Origin of the sequence: Burkholderia sp. Ac-20379 (assembly GCF_017104645.1) — a bacterium.
Classification (GTDB): Bacteria; Pseudomonadota; Gammaproteobacteria; order Burkholderiales; family Burkholderiaceae; genus Burkholderia.
Map to the genome: position 1 here is coordinate 12,570 of NZ_JAAGPF010000026.1, position 17,120 is coordinate 29,689.

Annotated in this window: 13 protein-coding genes; 11 read left to right on the plus strand and 2 right to left on the minus strand. The window is 63.7% G+C overall.

Translation table 11 applies throughout. From position 1 onward, the window contains the following. The first annotated feature begins 12 nt into the window (after positions 1-12). The 3 genes from G3N92_RS05685 (at position 13) to G3N92_RS05695 (ending at position 2,814) form a co-directional block, all read left to right on the plus strand. Positions 13-675, plus strand: a complete 663-nt coding sequence (locus G3N92_RS05685) for an RraA family protein (RefSeq protein ID WP_206126505.1) — start codon at positions 13-15, stop codon at positions 673-675. Between the two features lie 25 nt (positions 676-700). Then, positions 701-1,918 carry a pyridoxal phosphate-dependent aminotransferase gene (locus tag G3N92_RS05690; protein ID WP_206126483.1) on the plus strand — a complete coding sequence of 406 codons (1,218 nt, stop codon included), beginning with the start codon at positions 701-703 and terminating at the stop codon, positions 1,916-1,918. 80 nt (positions 1,919-1,998) lie between these two features. Next, a complete protein-coding gene (locus G3N92_RS05695) occupies positions 1,999-2,814 on the plus strand; it encodes an alpha/beta hydrolase (protein ID WP_206126484.1) in 816 nt (271 codons plus the stop codon). 432 nt (positions 2,815-3,246) lie between these two features. On the opposite strand, the gene G3N92_RS05700 is transcribed toward G3N92_RS05695, so the two are convergent. Further along, positions 3,247-3,831 carry a TetR/AcrR family transcriptional regulator gene (locus tag G3N92_RS05700; protein ID WP_206126485.1) on the minus strand — a complete coding sequence of 195 codons (585 nt, stop codon included), beginning with the start codon at positions 3,829-3,831 and terminating at the stop codon, positions 3,247-3,249. Between the two features lie 81 nt (positions 3,832-3,912). Between G3N92_RS05700 and G3N92_RS05705 the strand changes: the two genes are divergently transcribed. The 5 genes from G3N92_RS05705 to G3N92_RS05725 all read left to right on the plus strand — a co-directional run bounded on the left by G3N92_RS05705 (position 3,913) and on the right by G3N92_RS05725 (position 12,551). Continuing rightward, on the plus strand, positions 3,913-4,998 hold the full coding sequence (locus tag G3N92_RS05705) for an FAD-dependent monooxygenase (protein WP_206126486.1): 1,086 nt from the start codon (positions 3,913-3,915) through the stop codon (positions 4,996-4,998). A 103-nt stretch (positions 4,999-5,101) separates the two neighbouring features. After that, the gene (locus G3N92_RS05710; RefSeq protein WP_206126487.1) at positions 5,102-6,439 is read left to right on the plus strand and encodes an MFS transporter; all 1,338 of its coding nucleotides are present in this window, start codon (positions 5,102-5,104) and stop codon (positions 6,437-6,439) included. Positions 6,440-6,611: 172 nt separating this feature from the next. Continuing rightward, the gene (locus tag G3N92_RS05715) at positions 6,612-7,853 is read left to right on the plus strand and encodes an efflux RND transporter periplasmic adaptor subunit (RefSeq protein ID WP_206126488.1); all 1,242 of its coding nucleotides are present in this window, start codon (positions 6,612-6,614) and stop codon (positions 7,851-7,853) included. A 68-nt stretch (positions 7,854-7,921) separates the two neighbouring features. Further along, positions 7,922-11,089, plus strand: a complete 3,168-nt coding sequence (locus tag G3N92_RS05720; protein ID WP_206126489.1) for a multidrug efflux RND transporter permease subunit — start codon at positions 7,922-7,924, stop codon at positions 11,087-11,089. A gap of 10 nt (positions 11,090-11,099) precedes the next feature. Next, entirely contained in the window at positions 11,100-12,551 is a 1,452-nt protein-coding gene (locus G3N92_RS05725) for a TolC family protein (protein ID WP_206126490.1), read from the plus strand. 69 nt (positions 12,552-12,620) lie between these two features. Here G3N92_RS05725 and G3N92_RS05730 read toward each other — a convergent pair whose 3' ends face one another. After that, positions 12,621-13,283 carry a GntR family transcriptional regulator gene (locus G3N92_RS05730; RefSeq protein ID WP_206126491.1) on the minus strand — a complete coding sequence of 221 codons (663 nt, stop codon included), beginning with the start codon at positions 13,281-13,283 and terminating at the stop codon, positions 12,621-12,623. 395 nt (positions 13,284-13,678) lie between these two features. Here G3N92_RS05730 and G3N92_RS05735 point away from each other — a divergent pair, with 395 nt between their 5' ends. The 3 genes from G3N92_RS05735 to G3N92_RS05745 all read left to right on the plus strand — a co-directional run bounded on the left by G3N92_RS05735 (position 13,679) and on the right by G3N92_RS05745 (position 16,848). Further along, positions 13,679-14,464: an aldolase gene (locus tag G3N92_RS05735; RefSeq protein WP_206126492.1), complete on the plus strand. Its 786-nt coding sequence runs from the start codon at positions 13,679-13,681 to the stop codon at positions 14,462-14,464. A 54-nt stretch (positions 14,465-14,518) separates the two neighbouring features. Beyond that, positions 14,519-15,223 (plus strand): haloacid dehalogenase type II, encoded by a 705-nt coding sequence (locus tag G3N92_RS05740; RefSeq protein WP_206126493.1) that lies wholly within the window; start codon positions 14,519-14,521, stop codon positions 15,221-15,223. A 296-nt stretch (positions 15,224-15,519) separates the two neighbouring features. After that, on the plus strand, positions 15,520-16,848 hold the full coding sequence (locus G3N92_RS05745) for an MFS transporter (RefSeq protein WP_206126494.1): 1,329 nt from the start codon (positions 15,520-15,522) through the stop codon (positions 16,846-16,848). Positions 16,849-17,120: the final 272 nt, after the last annotated feature.

Sequence of the window (17,120 nt, forward strand, 5' to 3'; positions counted from 1 at the left end):
AATCCGAAATCCATATCCGCTGAAGACAGGGAACTGGTCGAACTTTTTGCCGGTCTCGACACGCCCGGCGTCTCCGATGCGCTCGACAAGCTCGGCATCCATGGACAGGCGCTGGGCATCGCCCCGCTTGCGGACTACACCCACGTTGTCGTCGGCCCGGCCTTCACGGTCAAGTACGTACCTGCGAGCGTGCCGCCCGGCACCGTCGGCGATTTCATCGATGAAGTCGCGCAGGGCGACGTCGTCGTCATCGACAACGATGGGCGAACCGACTGCACGGTTTGGGGCGACATCATGACTCAATACTCGGGCCTGCGCGGTATCGCCGGTACGGTGATTGATGGGGTCTGCCGCGACGTGAACAAGGCGCTGGGCGATGGCTACCCCTTGTTCACCGCTGGCCGCTTCATGCGCACCGGCAAAGACAGGGTCCAGGTCGAATCGGTCAACACGACGGTCGGCATCGGAACGGTGCGTGTGGCGTCACGAGATATCGTCGTCGCCGATGCGAACGGCGTGGTCATCGTGCCCCGAGCCCGTGCGAAAGAAGTCGCCGCGACGGCGCGCAAGATTGAAGAGACCGAGTCGCGTATTCGCGAGCTGCTCGTCGAAGGCAAGACGCTTGGCGAGGCGCGCGAAGCATTGGGTTATCACACACTGCAGAGGAAGTCATGAGGTTGACAAGCTGGAGAGCCTCGCAATGACGACGGAACTCCATACATTGAACCGCTTCCTTGCGGCCGCTCGTCCGTCTGCAACGTACAAGGTAATCGACCGTGTCGCCGCGCGCCGGGCCAGTGGTGCATCCATCATCTCGCTGAGCGCGGGCGAGCCCGATTTCGATACGCCCGAGCACGTTCGCGAGGCGGGAATTGCAGCAATCAAATCCGGCCAAACGCGCTACACGCAGGTTGCCGGTCTTCGAGCGCTGCGAGAGGCGATTGCGCAGAAGTTTGCGCGCGAGAATGGCCTGCCGACCGAGTGGCAGGACACGCTCGTTTGCAGCGGTGGCAAGCAGGTCATCTTCAACGCGCTGGCTGCGACCCTCAATGAAGGCGACGAAGTCGTCATCCCGGCGCCATACTGGGTGAGCTACCCGGAAATCGTTCAGCTTTGCGGCGGCGCTTCTGTCATCGTGCCTTGCACTGCGCAGACCGGTTTCAAGCTGACACCAGACGCGCTTCAGGGGGCAATCACGGCGAAGACCCGCTGGGTGATTCTGAACTCTCCGTCGAACCCGACGGGCGCTGTCTACAGCCGGGCCGAGCTGCAGGCATTGGCCGAGGTATTGCTGGCGCATCCGCAGGTGCTGGTGCTATCGGACGACATCTACGAGCACCTGATTTTCGACGACGTACAGTTCGTGACCATCGCACAGGTTGAACCCCGCTTGCGAGGGCGCGTTCTGACGATGAATGGCGTGTCGAAGGCGTACGCAATGACGGGGTGGCGCATTGGATATGGCACCGGTCCGCGTTGGCTCATCGATGCGATGGAGAAGTTGCAGGGGCAGCAGACGTCGGGCGCGTCGAGCATCTCTCAGCACGCAGCGCTTGCGGCGCTGACAGGGCCTCAGGACTTCATCCTTCAGTCGCGGGCCGTATTCCAGAAGCGCCGCGACCGGGTTGTCGAGCTACTCAATCAGGCACCTGGGTTGCATTGTCTCGTGCCGCAAGGCGCCTTCTACGCGTTCGCGTCTTGCGAGGGCTTGATTGGCAAAACGACGCGTGCAGGGGCCCCTCTAAAAGACGATGAGGCCGTAGTGAGCGCTTTGCTCGACGAAGCCGGTGTAGCAACCGTGCACGGCACCGCCTTCGGTCTCGGCCCGTACATCCGAATCGCCTATGCACTGGACGATGAGTCCTTGGCACGCGCGTGTGACGCCATCAAGCAGTTCTGCATGACGCTCTCGCACTGAACTCATGAGGAGCCGGCGGCACGGCCGGTAGTGTTCACTAAGGCAGGCCATCGATTTGCCTGCCAATCTTTCTCCACATCATGACGCCCGAATTCCAACATTCGAAAATCCCTCTGACCGTGGCTGAGTCGTCCGTCACCGTGTCCGCGATTTCCAGGCAAGGTCCAAGGGCACCGGTCCTGTTTCTCCACGGATTCGGCTCGACTAAGGAGGACTACGCAGACATCGTCCGTTATCGCGAATTTGATGGCCGAAGTTTCGCTGCTTACGACGCCCCGGGTTGTGGAGAAACCGTCTGCGACGACCTGGACAAGGTATGCATCCCGTTCCTCGTGGATACCGCTCTCGCTGTCGCCGGGCACTTCGGTTTTGAGCGGTTCCATCTCGTCGGCCATTCGATGGGAGGGCTCACGGCATTGATGCTGTCGTCGCAACACCCGGAGCGCGTTCTTTCCTTCACGGATATAGAAGGAAACATCGCACCGGAGGACTGCTTCCTCAGTCGCCAGATCGACCAATACCCGGCCGGCAGCGCGACGGAATTCTTCGACGATTTCATTGAGCGTGCACTGCATGCACCGGCATTCGCCAGTGCCCTGTATTCGTCGAGTCTGCGCCACAAGGTGCGTGCCGGCGCGGTCTCGGGCATCTTCAAATCGATGGTGCACCTGTCCGACCATGGAGCGTTGATGAGCAAGTTCCTCGGGCTCCCGTTTCCGCGCATGTTCATGTATGGGGCACAGAATTCACATCTGTCCTACCTTCGCCACATCGAACGTGAAGGGGTCGAGCTGGCGGAAATCCCCGCGTGTGGGCATTTTCCGATGTATTCGAATCCGGTCGCCATGTGGAAGGCAATCGGCGATTTCATTGGGCGGGCAGAGCCTGAGTATTGATTCAATTTTACAAACGTCAGGTTTCGCCACAGCACAGCTAATTTTCTAATTCGCCCGCTTCATCAATTCGTCGGCGCTCCTTTTCCGCTCGCTGTGGCGATCGACCATAAATGGATCGAGAGGCCGCCGAGTAGGTTGCCTACGCCGCTCAAGAATGCAACCGCTGGCGGCATCGCCTTGTATGTCGCTGGCTAGGCGAGCCTCCTCCGCATCGCTCGGACCGTCCGCGATACCTATTCCGCCGACCACCTGCTCGCGATAGCGAAACACGACCCCGACCACTGCTGGCACGATCCCCAGGATTGCCCCGATGAAGTGACAAACGGGATTGATGGCTGGCGGTTCAACGACAGTCAGCTTTGTTGACGCGCCGACGGAAGTTCGCCGACGGTATCAATGGGAACCGCCATCCAAGACGCTGTGGCCGTTGCGTTACGTTTGCGCGACCATGCCGGCAAGCAGCAACTCAACCATTCGAACCGCTGAAGGCTTCCAGTTTTCGCTCACCCTGATCGTTGCCACGCCGGATAGCGCGCGAAGCAGATCCAGCGGCTCGATATCGCGATGGCACTGGCCGGTTTCAATCGCGCGGTTCACCAGCGTCGTGATCGGTAACGCCAGCCGGTCGGGCGTCTTGCTGTACAGATCCTCCGGCCCCCCGATGAGCGTATCCATGGCTTCCGCCATGCCATGCTTCGCATCGAGAAAATCGACGAAAAGCATCAACCACGCTCGCAGCGCCGCCACCGAGTCGGGTTGCTCCATCAGGCGCTCCGCCGCTTCGATGAGCGCATCGACTTCCTGTCGATAGACCGCCGAGATCACCGCGTCCCGCGTCGGAAAGTGACGATAGAGCGACGCGATGCTGATCTTGGCCTCGCGCGCGATTTGCTCGAGGCTGGCCGACGCCCCCTTTTCCGCAAACACCTGCTTGGCCGCATCGATCAACCGCAAGCGGTTGCGTTCGCCGTCGGAACGCGGGCGACGGCTTGATTTGGAAGGCGGATCCGATTGCACCTCAGAAAGCTCCTTGTTAAACGTAGGCTTCCTACGTTACTATAAACGTAGTGTTCCTACGCATATTACAGGATCGAGCGAATGAGGCATACGACAGACAAAACCCGAGGCGAGGCCGTACTGGTCGGGGCATCGTTGTCGGGACTGATGACGGCACTGTCGCTGTCCCGTGCCGGGATGACGGTCACGCTGCTGGAGCGTTCGGGCGAAAAATCCCGAGCTGGGGCCGCTTTGCCGGTGGGCGAGGGTCTCATCCAGCGCTTGACCGGCCGGCATGCCAGCGCGGACGCGCTGCCTTCCGGGCCGCAGGCCTGGGCCGATGTCCATGCCCGCCTGCGCGCCGTCGTCGATGCCGATCCGGCTATCCGGGTTCGCGCGCCGGTGCGCGTGACAGGCGTCGAGCAGGACGATCGCTCGGCGTGGGCGGTCATGGAGGGCGGGGAGCGGGTGGGCGGCGACCTCGTCGTCGGCGCGGATGGTCACGCCAGCGTCGTCCGCCGCCACGTGGCGCCCGACCAGCCGCACGCGGTGTTCGCCGGTTATCTGATCTGGCTCGGCATCGTTGACGAATGCGAACTTCAGGCGCCGCCGTGGCCGGAATCGCTCGCGATACTGGACGCGCGCGGTTACTGCCTCAACGCCTACTACCTGCCGGGCACGGACGGATCGCTGGCGACGGGCCGGCGCCGGTTGGGCTTCGGCTGGTACGACGCCGGACGCGACGACCTGTTGCGCGCGAGCGGCGCCGTGCTCGGGGATGTGGTGCAACGGACAGTGCGCCCTGGCGATATTCCCGATTCGGTATTCGACGATCTGGCGGCGGAAGCCAGGGCCATCTGGCCGTCTCCCTGGCGCGACGCCATTCTTCACTGCCTGTATCGGCGTGCCGTGATCGGCACGCCGATCGGGGAATACATGCCGTCTCGCCTGGCGCGCGGGCGCGTCTGTCTGGTCGGCGATGCCGCCCATGTGCCGTCGCCGATGACCGGCCGGGGCTTCGACGCCTCGGCGCTCGATGCGATGGCCTTGCGCGATGCGCTGCAGGACGAAGCGCGGCGCGATGGCATCGTCCGGGCGTTGCGTCGCTACGAAACTCGGAGGCTTCGGGCAGCCCGCGAACTCGTGCGGGCGGGATACGACTTCAGCGAGTCGTTCGCGTCGCATTGAATGCAACGATTCCGTGCCGTTTCCCGCAATCGGCAATACAAACCAGTGAAAAACAATGGACATGCCTCATCCGACCCAAGATCGCGGACGCGACGCGCCGCCGATGACCACACGACAACGGCTCGTCGTCGTGCTGCTGCTCGGTGCCAACTTCATGCTGTCCGCCGATTTCTCGATCCTGAACGTCGCCTTGCCCGAAGTCGGGCAGGCGGTCGGCCTCAAGGTGGGCGATTTTCCGTGGATCGCCACGGCCTTTGCGTTGCCGGCCGCCGGGCTGTCGCTCGTGTTCGGGCGGCTCGGCGATCTCTACGGCCTGCGCCGTATGTTTCTGATCGGCCTCGCACTGCTCGCGGCGTCGTCGCTGCTGGGGGGCGTCGCAAGTGAGGCCGTTCCGGTTCTGGCCGCTCGCGCGCTGCAGGGCGTTGCGACAGCGATGACCGGGCCGGCGGCGTTGGCATTGCTGATCTCCGCATTCGACGACGACCGTCAGCGCGCGCGGGTGCTCGGCCTGAGCGGCGCATTGCTTTCCGGCGGTTTCACGTTCGGCGCGTTGGTGGGGGGCGTGCTCGTCGACGGCTTGAGCTGGCGCTGGGCGTTCCTGATCAACGTCCCGATCGCGCTCGCGATCCTCGCCGCGACGCCGTTCGTCGTTGCCGCGGCCCATGCCCGAAGCGGCGTTCGCCTGGACGTCCCGGGCGCCATCTCGGGCACGCTGGGGCTGGTGGCGATCGTCTTCGGTTTCACCGAGCAGTCCGCGTTGGCGATCGCAGTGGGCGCGGCGCTGCTCGTGCTGTTTGTCTGGATCGAACGGCGCGCGCCGGCGCCGCTGGTGGCCATCGACATGTTGGCGTGGCCGTCGGTGCGCTGGGGCAACGTGGCGATCCTGGTCATTTTCTCGATGGAAGCCGGCCTGATTTATCTGGTGACGCTCTATCTGCAGGACGTCCTGCATTTGGGCGCGTTGGCGACCGGCCTGGTGTTTGGGATCCCGGGGCTGGCGTCGGTCGCCGCCGGCGTACTGGCCGGCCGGATCGTGGCCAGGCGCGGTGCGCGCGCCGTGCTGCTCGTGGCGCTGCTGGTGCAAGGCGGCTTCACGGCGCCGCTTCTGCTGCTCGGCGCCGATGCCAGCGCGATGTGGATATTGATTCCGGCGTTGTTCGTCGGTTTCTTCGGACATATCTCGGCGGTGGTGGCCGCCACGGTTGCCGCAACCATGGAGGTGCCGGAAGCCAGTCGAGGGCTGGCTTCCGGTCTGACGACGACCAGCCAGCGCGTGGCGTCCACCGTCGGTATCCCGGCCCTGGCGGCCGTGATGGCCGCACGGGCGGACCTGCTCGAAGGTGTGCATCTCGCGGTGGCGGCCGATGTGCTTGTCACGGCGGTCGCGGTGATGGCGATTGCCGCCGGTCTGCGTGCGCGCAAGTCAGGCGTCGCTGGATGAGCGTGCGTGTGCCTGTCTGACCGGATGTAGCGCCGCCGCTCGATCGGATCGGCAACGTTGCATCCATAAACAGAGGATTACTAATGATAGAGCGAAGCATATCCATGCCGGGTCGGCGCCGTTCGCGCTTTCGCGCTCGTCCGAGGTTGCACATGTGGAAAGGAACGCAACGATGATCGATGATCGAAAGGGCGCGTCCCGGCGGGCTCGCCTGCTGCGCCGATATTCCGGCCTGCTGACCATTTTCGCGACAGGCGTGGCGCTGGCTGCGTGGCTGCTGGTCGAGCATGCCGGCCGCAAGACGCAGGCAGCCGGGCCGAGCGAACAGCGCGTCACGGTCGCGCAGCCGCTGCAACGCGACGTGCGCGAATGGGACGCCTATACGGGACGATTCGAGGCGAGCCGGACCGTCGAAGTGCGCCCGCGCGTATCGGGGCAGGTGAGCGAGGTGAATTTCCGTGACGGCGAGATCGTGAAAGCCGGTCAACGTCTGTTTACCATCGACCCGCGTCCGTTCGAGGCGGCGTTGGCGGAGGCGAGGGCGGCCCTCGCCGGCGCGCGCAGCGACCTGGCCCTGGCCCGCGCGAATGCCGCCAGAGCCGCGCGTCTCACGGGCGACGACGCCATTTCCCGAAGCGACGTCGATGCGCTCGAGGCCAAGGTTGACGCAACCCTGGCGGCTGTCGGGCAAGGGGAGGCCGCGGTCCGTCGGCGCGCGCTCGATCTGGCGTTCACGCAAGTCCGGGCACCGATCGCAGGCATGGCTTCGTATCGGCGCGTGGACGCCGGCAATCAGGTGGCGGCGGGAAGTGCCGGCACGCTGTTGACGACCATCAACGTGGTCGATCCGATCTATTTTTCGTTCGACAGCTCGGAATCGCTCTTCATCAAGATGAAGCGGATCGGGACGGCGGGCGGCGCGCCGTTGTCCGTCGACATCCGTTTGCAGGACGAAACGTCGTATCCGTGGCACGGCGTGGTCGATTTCACCGACAACGCGCTCGACGATCGCTCCGGCACGATCCGGATTCGCGCGACCGTCTCCAATCCCCATCTGTTCCTGACGCCCGGCATGTTCGGCGATCTGCGATTGCCGATGGCCGGCACGCAGCGCGTCGTGCTGGTGCCCGACACGGCCATCTCGAGCGACCTGACCCGCAAGATCGTGTTTGTCGTCGGTACAGGCGATGTGGTCGCCGCGCATGCGGTCGAGCTGGGGGCGCGCGTCGACGGCCTGAGAGTGATCCGCTCCGGACTGACGCCCGCGGATCGGGTGGTGGTCAGCGGCGTTCAACTCGTCAAGCCCGGACAGAAAGTCCAGCCGCTTCCGGGCCGAATCGCCGCGCAGCCTCAGGCCGCCAGCGAGACGTTCTCCGTGCCGCAGGCCGGCGCGGCGACGATGGGGGTGCAATGAACCGTGACGTGTTTTGCGGCATCGCGCCGACGGGCTGCGATCTGTCTTGTCGCCAGGAGAGCTGACGCATGAGATTCTCACGCTTCTTTATCGACCGACCGATCTTCGCCGCCGTCATCGCGACCGTGGTGACGATCCTCGGGGCCATCTGCTACACCGTATTGCCGATCGCGCAATATCCCGAAGTCGTGCCGCCCACCGTCCAGGTCACGGCGACCTATCCGGGCGCGTCGGCGGAAACGGTCGCCGAGACGGTGGCGGCGCCGATCGAACAGGAAATCAACGGCGTGGACGGCATGCTCTATCAGTCGTCGCAATCGACGGGAGATGGCCGGCTCGTCATTACCGCCACGTTCAAGCAGGGCACCAACCTCGATACGGCGCAGAACCTGGTCCAGAACCGCGTGGCGACGGCGGTGCCGCGTCTTCCCGAGCCGGTGCAGCGGCTGGGTGTCGTCACGAAGAAGACGGCGCCCGACATCCTGCTCGCGATCAATCTGATTTCGCCCGATCACTCGCTCGACGAAGCGTATATCTCGAACTACGCCGTGACCCGCATTCGCGACGAACTGTTGCGCGTGGAAGGCGTGGGCGACGCCGAGTTGTTCGGGTCCCGCGAGCTGAGCATGCGCGTATGGCTCGATCCGCGGCGCGCCGCGGCGCTCGGTCTGACGGCAGGCGACATCGTGAGTGCGCTGAGAAACCAGAACGTGCAGGTTGCGGCGGGCACGCTCGGCCAGCCGCCCTCCGACGGCGACGCGTTCCAGCTCAACGTGCAGACGCAGGGGCGGTTCACCCAGCCGTCGCAGTTCGCGGACGTCGTGATCCGCACGGATCCCGACGGGCGGCAGGTTCGCGTCTCCGACGTCGCGACCGTGCAGTTCGGCGCGGAAGATTACGGTCTCGCCGCGTATCTCGGCCGCCAGAAATCCGTGGTCATCCGGGTCGTGCAACTGCCGGGTTCGAATGCGCTTGCCGCGGCCGAGGGCGTGCGCGCCGCGATGGCGCGCCTCGCACGGCAATTTCCGCCGGGGCTGACGTACCGGATCGCCTACGACCCGACCGAGTTCATCCGGAAGTCGATCGACGAAGTCGTGCAGACGCTGGTCGAGGCCGTGTTGCTGGTGACGCTGGTGGTGATCGTGTTCCTGCAGAAGTGGCGCGCCGCGATCATTCCCGTGCTCGCCATTCCGGTTTCGCTCGTCGGCACCGCCATCGTGCTGGCCGGAGTGGGGTACTCGCTGAACAATCTCTCGCTGTTCGGGCTGGTGCTGGCGATCGGGATCGTCGTCGACGATGCGATCGTGGTGGTCGAAAACGTCGAACGTCATATCGAGCAGGGGAAATCTTCCGGGGAAGCGGCCCGGATCTCGATGGACGAGGTATCGGGCGCATTGGTCGGCATCGTCCTCGTGCTGTGCGCGGTGTTTCTCCCGACGCTGTTCATGAGCGGGCTGTCGGGCGCGTTCTATCAGCAATTCGCGGTGACGATCTCGACTGCGACCGTCATCTCGTTGCTGGTGTCGCTGACGCTGTCGCCCGCGCTCGCCAGAATCCTGCTCGAGCCGCATCGCGCGGAACGGGCCCGCGGGCGCGGATGGCGGATGGTCGAGGCGGCCGGCACGCACTTCAATGCTGCGTTTTCCTGGGCGAGCGAGCGTTATGCACGGCTGACCGCGCGGCTCGTGCGCCGGCCGAAAATCATGTTGCTGATATACGGCGGGCTCATTTCCGCGGCGGCGGCGCTGTTCTGGATCACGCCGGTCGGCTTCGTTCCGGCGCAGGATCAGGGCTACTTCATCGCGGCGATCCAACTGCCGCCGGGTTCGTCGGCAGCGCGCACGCAAGCGCTGCTGGAAGCAGTGTCGGCGCGCGTGCTGCCGATTCCCGGCATCAGAACGAGTATCGGCTTCGCGGGCGTCGACGGCCCGTCCGAGACGCGCGCGGCGAGTTCGTCGGCCGCCTTCTTCATGCTCGACGACTACGATGCTCGGGCGCGTCGCGGCCAGACGCTCGACACGCTGATCGACGCGGCGCGCTCCGCGACCGCCGACCTCACGGATGCCAAGATCATGATCGTCAAGCCGCCGTTGATCCGGGGCATCGGATCGGCCGGCGGCTACCGGCTCATGGTGGAAGACCAGAACAGCGCCGGTTATCGTCAACTGGAACAGGCGTCCAATGCGCTGATTGCCCGGGCCAACGCGACGCCCGGGCTGACGGGTGCGTACACGTTTTTCGATACGGCCACGCCGCGCGTCACGGCGAACATCGATCGCGTCAAGGCGCAGATGCTGGGCGTGCCGCCCGAGCGCGTATTCGAGGCGCTGCAGGTGTATCTCGGCTCGGCGTTCGTCAACGATTTCAACCTGCTGGGACGGACGTTCCGCGTGACCGCGCAGGCCGACGCGGCATTCAGGCGAACCAAGGCCGACATCGCCAACCTGCAGACGCGCTCCGATTCCGGCGCGATGGTGCCCATCGGATCGGTTGCCACCTTCGGCGACGACACCGGGCCGTATCGCGTGATGCGCTACAACCTGCACCCGGCCGTTGCGGTCGACGGCGACACGCAGCCCGGCACCTCGTCCGGCGCGGCGCTCGCGGCCATGGAGCGCGCCGCCGGCTCCGCCTTGCCGGGCGGGTTCTCCTACGAATGGACCGGCATCGCGTTCCAGCAGCATGCGGCCGGCAACACGGCGCTCCTCGTGCTCGCGCTGTCGGTGGTGTTCGTGTTTCTTGCGCTGGCCGCACAGTACGAGAGCTTCACGCTGCCGCTCGCCGTCATTCTCATCGTGCCGATGTGTCTCTTTTCCGCCATGGCGGGCGTGAACCTGCGCGGGCTGGACAACAACGTCCTGACGCAGATCGGGCTCGTCGTGCTGATCGCCTTGGCGGCGAAGAACGCCATCCTGATCGTCGAGTTCGCCCGGCAGGCGGAGGCGCAAGGCGCGTCGCCGCAGGAGGCGGCCGTGATTGCCGCGAGAGAGCGGCTGCGGCCGATCCTCATGACCAGCTTTGCGTTCGTGCTCGGCACGCTGCCGTTGCTGATCGCAGCGGGCGCCGGCGCCGAGCTGCGCCAGGCGCTCGGCACGGCCGTGTTTTTCGGGATGCTGGGCGTGACCGCGTTCGGGCTGTTGTTCACGCCGACGTTCTATGTCGTGTGCCGGCGCATGTCGCGGCGCCCGGCCGGCCGGCGCGACAACGGCGCGGCCGCGAACCCGATGGTGAAATAGGAGAAACCGGATGCGCTTCTTATCTTGGACCGGCATCGGCCTCGCGCTCGCGCTGGCTGGTTGCGTGGCGGGGCCGGACTACGTGCGCCCCGTCGCGCCCGCCTCGGCGAACGGCGCGTTCGTCGCAACGATGGCCGCGGTCAGCACGGCCGACGCCGCGGACGACTGGTGGCGCCTCTATCGCGATCCGGTGCTCGATCGCCTGATCGCGGATGCGCTGACGGCCAATACCGACGTGCGCATGGCCGTCGCCCGGCTTGCGCGTGCCCGTGCGGCGGAGCGCGAGTCGGCTGCGGCGCGGCTGCCCGACGTGGAGGCGGAGACGAGCGCCACGTATGGCCGCACGAGCGCGGTCGACACGATACCCGGCAATGCGCGGCGCGGCCGGCGCATCGATCTGGGTCTCGATGTCGGCTACGAACTGGATCTGTTCGGCCGCGTGAGCCGCAGCGTGGAAGCGGGGCGCGACGACACCGCCGCGTCGGCCGCCGATCTCGACGCCGTTCGCATCGCCGTCGTGGCCGAGACGACGCGTGCCTATGCCGATGCGGCATCCGCGCTCGCACGCCTTCAGACGGAGACGCGCGCCATCGCGCTGCTCGATCGCAGCGTGACGATCATGACGCATCGCGTCGGGATCGGCCTGATCACGCCGCTGGAGCCGGCGCGTATCGCCGCGTTGCGCGATCAGCGCCGCGCGGACGTCATCGCCATCGAGGCGGAGCGGCAGGCGGCGTTGTTCAGGCTGGCGACGCTGACAGGACGGCCGCCGGCCGACTTGCCGGAAATCGCGGCCGAGCGTTCCATGCCGCTCGTCTACGATCAGCCGATCCCGGTGGGCGACGGCGCCCGATTGCTGGCGCGCAGGCCGGACGTGCGCGCGGCGGATCGTCGCCTTGCCGCGGCGACCGCGAGGATCGGCGTCGCCACTGCCGACCTGTATCCGCGCATCACCCTCGGCGGCGCGCTCGGCTCGACGGGGGCGGGCGTGGACGACCTGTTCGGCGGAGGGCCGCTCCGTTGGCTTGCCGGGCCTCGAATCAGTTGGGACGTGACCGGCGTGCGTGCGCGTGCGCGGATCGGGCAGGCGCAGGCCGATCAACGGGAAGCGCTGGCCGCATTCGACAAGACGGTGCTTCGTGCGCTCGAGGAAACCGAAACCGCGCTGTCCGATTACGCGCATCTGCTGGCGCGGCAACAGGCGCTGCGGGCGGCGCGGGACCAGGCGCAACGGGCTGCGGACATCACGCAGGCCCAGTTGCGGGAAGGGCGCGTCGACACGCTTGCCGCACTCGATGCGGAGCGAACGCTGGTGCAGGCTCAGGCCGACGTGTCGCGCGTCACCGGGCGCGTTTCGGATGCCCAGATCGATCTGTTTCGGGCGTTGGGTGGCCGCTGGCAGGATGCGCCGCTGCCCCGCGCTGAATCGGCTGGCGCACGCGTTTGGGTCGAGCAGCCGTAACCTTATCGAATGAGGCTTCCGATCCACCGAGGTATCCGGCCATGCGTCGCGGGAAAATTTTACGACCGACTAGGCTGTTCGCATTTTTTCGCGGCGCTCGGAAATGATGGTCTCGTAGTCGACTTCGAGGCTCTGCTTGTGGATGTGCTCGCTCCACACACGTTCCAGTTCCGATATCTCGCCTTTCTCGATCGCGTCGTACACCTCACGATGTTCGCCGACCGTCTTGAGCATGTCGTTCATCCCGGTCGTCAGGCCCAGGACGATGACAAGCTGGCGGGACGTTGCTTCCCAGAGATGGAGAACGGTTTCATTCCCGGCGATCTTGACCACTTCCCGATGAAATGCCACGTCGGCCAGCGCCAGCTCGTAATGGTCCTGACGTAGCGCCATCAGTTCGATCACGTCGATCCGATTGCGCAGCCGTTTCAGAAAGTCGGCTGAACGATGATGTTTGTCGGCAACCATCTTTCGAAGGGCGACCAGTTCGAGGGCAATGCGAGCCTCGAGCAAATCCGCGACCCGCTGACGAGTAACGGGCGTCAACCGGATGCCCTTGTTCGGAATGCTGCTGACGATTCCCTGCATCTCGAGCATGCGAAGCGCTTCCCGCACCGGAATGCGGCTCACGCCCAGTTTCTCCGCGATCTGGGATTCGACGATCCGATCGCCGGGCAGGATCAAACCCCGAGATGCGCCGGCGACGATGGCGTCGACCGCGGCATCAACCATGGTGCGCGCCTTCACAGGCTCCCACGTTGGGACTGCTCCACTCATATCTGCTCTCTCCAAACACGCCTCCCGTGCGAGGCCGTTCAAGCGGCTTTCGACGGCTCGACCGGTCAATCGGCGAGTCTCTCACAGATGTATACACGCATGCAATTGGGCGATTTGCTGCATTGCGCGATCCGGCGACGACGGGATTGATGTCCGCGCAGCGACCAAGTGCTCCGTGTAAACCCTGCGACTTTGCGCGAGTCAGTGTGCTTGACATGTGTATTCTTTCACGATTGTATACAGGTATGCGAAATGAGCGCGACGCAATCTGTCGGACGCTCCGGTGAAAGGGGCGGCCTCAGAGGCAAGGGCGAGCTTCCGGCATGACGATCAATACGAGGAGGTAGGCGATGGCAGTTGAACTGGTAGTCAAAAGCGGCGGGCGCGGCGTCGATGTCGATGTCGACACCGATGCGATCTGGAACGCGCGGGTTGAACTGGCGGCAGCGCTGCAAATCAGCGGTCACCACGGATACAGCGAGGGGGTCGACAACCATTTTTCGGCGGTGGTGCCGGGACGCAGCGATCTTTTCCTGATCAACCCGTATGGCCTGGCATTTCGGGAGGTCGTGGCTTCCTCGATCGCGGTTTGCGATTTCGAGGGCAATGTCTATTCGGGGAATGGCCGCCCCGAGGCGACGGCATTCTGGATTCACGCGCGCATCCATATGCGCCGGCCGGACGTGAAAGCCCTGTTTCACACGCACATGCCGTATGCCACCAGCCTGTGCATGCTGGATATCGATCCGTTCGACTGGTCGCTGCAAACGTCGATGAAGTTCTACGACCGGATTGCGATTGATCGCAACTACAACGGGTTCGCGCTCAGCGAAAACGAAGGCGATCGGATTGCCGATGCAATGGATGGCAAGCCGATCGTATTCATGCAGAACCACGGGGTGGCGGTGGGCGCGCCGTCCATTGCCGAAGCCTGGGACGATCTCTATTTCCTCGAGCGTGCGGCGGAAACACAGGTGAAAGCGCTGAGCACCGGATTGAAAACCGTGCCTGTCGACATCGGGATCGTCAAAACGGTGGCGGCCGCGGAGCGGGCGTCGGCCGTCGACAGTGCGCGGCTTCACTTCGCCAGCATCAAACGCTTTCTCGACAAGGCCCAATCCGATTACGCGTCCTGAGCCGCTCGTCGGCCTACGGACGCGATTTTATTATTTTTGATGAGGGAGACGACGATGTCGCTGATGGGAACGAAACAACCGAAGTGGTTGACTTTCGACTGCTATGGCACCTTGATTCAATGGGATGAGGGGCTGCGTCATGCTGTCCAGACAATACTCGACGATCGACAATCGGGCAGCCTGGACGTGACCGCGTTCATCGAGGCCTACGATCGATATGAGCACGCGCTCGAGCAGGAATCCCCGTTCCGCTCGTTCAGGGAAGTTTCCGGCCTGGGGCTGAATCTTGCATTGGACGCGTTCGGGCTCGATGGCAGCGCGCGCGACGCCGAGATTCTGACTTCCAGCATTTCGAGCATGCCGCCGTTCCCGGAGGTCGTCGAGGCATTGGGCGCCCTCAAGGCGATGGGGTACAGACTCTGCATCGTGTCGAATACCGACGATGAAATCATCGCGGGCAATGTCGCTCAGCTCGGCGGCCACATCGACAAGGTGATCACCGCGCAGCAGGCCGGTGCCTACAAGCCTTCCAAACGCATATTCGAATACACCTATGCGTCGCTCGGTGTTTCGAAAGACGAGGTTGTGCATATCTGCGCCAGTCCGCACCTGGACCACGCCGCCGCACGCGATATGGGATTTCGCTGCATCTGGATAGACCGAGGGACCGGCCGGAAATTGCTGCCGAATTACAGCCCGGATACCACGTTGTCGACATTGGATCAGGTGCCGAGGCTCTTCACATCGCTTGGCTGGTGATGGTCTTCTGTCCGTTGATGCGCGAAGCGATATCTCGCCAATAGCGCTGTCCCCAGAAGCCGGCTTGCGCGAAGCAACGGTTTTTGGGGATGTCGCGAGTCTTGAACTTGAAGCGGGGCGTGTGACGCGCCCCTCGCCAGGCCCACTCCGAAACCATGGGCTCGCTTGAGCGAATCCGCTCGCGAATGGGGTTGGTCCATGGCCCGGCTTTCTGATTCCCCATATTAAAAATGCGTTGGGCTGGTGGTTGGGTGTAATCGTCGCTTCATCTAATACGAAAAAATTGGAGGCATGCAATGAGTGTCGTTGAGTATGGAAAGGGTGGTGGTGTTCAATCGATGGCGCCATGCCGATTCGAGGATTCCGATCTTCGAACGATACATTTCAAGGCGCTCGCAGGCGCGATGGGCGGCCAGTTCGCCGATGGCTACATCATCGGAATCGTCGGGATTGCGCTGAGTCTGGCGACTGTTTCTCTGAAAATCGACGCGTTCTGGGCCGGGCTGATTGCATCCGGTTCGCTCATCGGGATACTGATAGGCAGTTTGATTTCCGGGCTGGTCGTCGATCGGTTCGGTCGAAAAAGCATCTATGTGCTGACCGTCGAAGTTTTCGTCGTCGTATCTGTCCTTCAGTATTTCGTTCATTCCCCTGCTCAGCTTCTGGTTCTGCGCGTGATTTTGGGGATTGCAATCGGCGCGGACTATGCCGTTAGCCTGTCTTTGATGAGCGAGCTGTCTCCGAAGCGTTATCGGGCGAGGATGATGAGCGCCATCATGGTCGCTTGGTATGCCGGCTTCGTTACTGCCTACATTGCCGGCCTCTATATCGGGAGATTGGGGGGCGACGCCTGGAAATTGGCCTTTGTCAGTTGCGCGGTGCCGGCGGCGATCACGCTTGTCGTTCGTCTTGGAACCCCCGAATCGCCGCTCTGGTTGCTTTCCAAGGGCAGGGTGGAGGATGCGCGACAGGTGGTGGTGCGGCATTTCGGTGAAGATGTGGCGCTGCCTATTTTGAGCAAGGAGATCAAGCCCGGATCGTTTTCCCAGTTGTTTGGTAAAAAATGGAGAAGAAGTACGTTTGTCGGATCGGTGTTTTATTTCTGTCAGGTCATTCCTCTCTTTGCGCTGGGTGCATTCATTCCGAGAATCATGGAAGCGATCGAGGTGAAGGATCCGAGCGTCGGCGTGGTTGTGTATAACGTTTCATTGTTCGTGGGGGTTTTTCTGGGGCTGTGGGTCGTTGGCAAAATCAGCCGTCGGGCTTTTTTGGCCGGGTCGTTCTACTTCAATGCCGCGGCGCTTGCAATTCTGACTTTTTGGGGAGGCATGCCGGCATTCTGGATTGTGGCAATATTCTGCGCGTTTGCATTGGTGATGTCCGGCAGCAGCGTGCTCGAATATGTCTATCTGCCCGAGCTGTTTCCGACTGAACTCCGGGGTTCCGGCATCGGGTTTTCCGTGGCCATGAGTCGCGTGGGCGGCGCTGGCGCGACGTTTCTTTTGCCGATCATCATGAGCGGATATGGGGTGCATATCACGCTCGGTTGCTGTGTGGCGGCGCTTGCTTTTGGCGGGGTGATTTGCCATCTCTTTGCGCCGGAGCCGGAAAAAAACTTTCACTGATCCGAGGCCGCGAGACGCTTCGTTGCGACGAGCATTTCGCGGGCTGACAACCGTGCCTGACGGCATCGAGATCGCCGAAGCTGCGAAAACGATCTTGGCCGCGTGGCCGGTCTCCGCGGTTGTCGGCGCGTCACTTCACTTCTCAAACCCAGGCCGCAGGGGACACGTTCCCTGGTTCGCATGGCAATCGAGGCTTCATGCCCGATCGTATTGCCTGCCCTGCATCCGGTGTCGGATCCGCAAGCCGGGAGCGCACGATGCATGTCGCGACG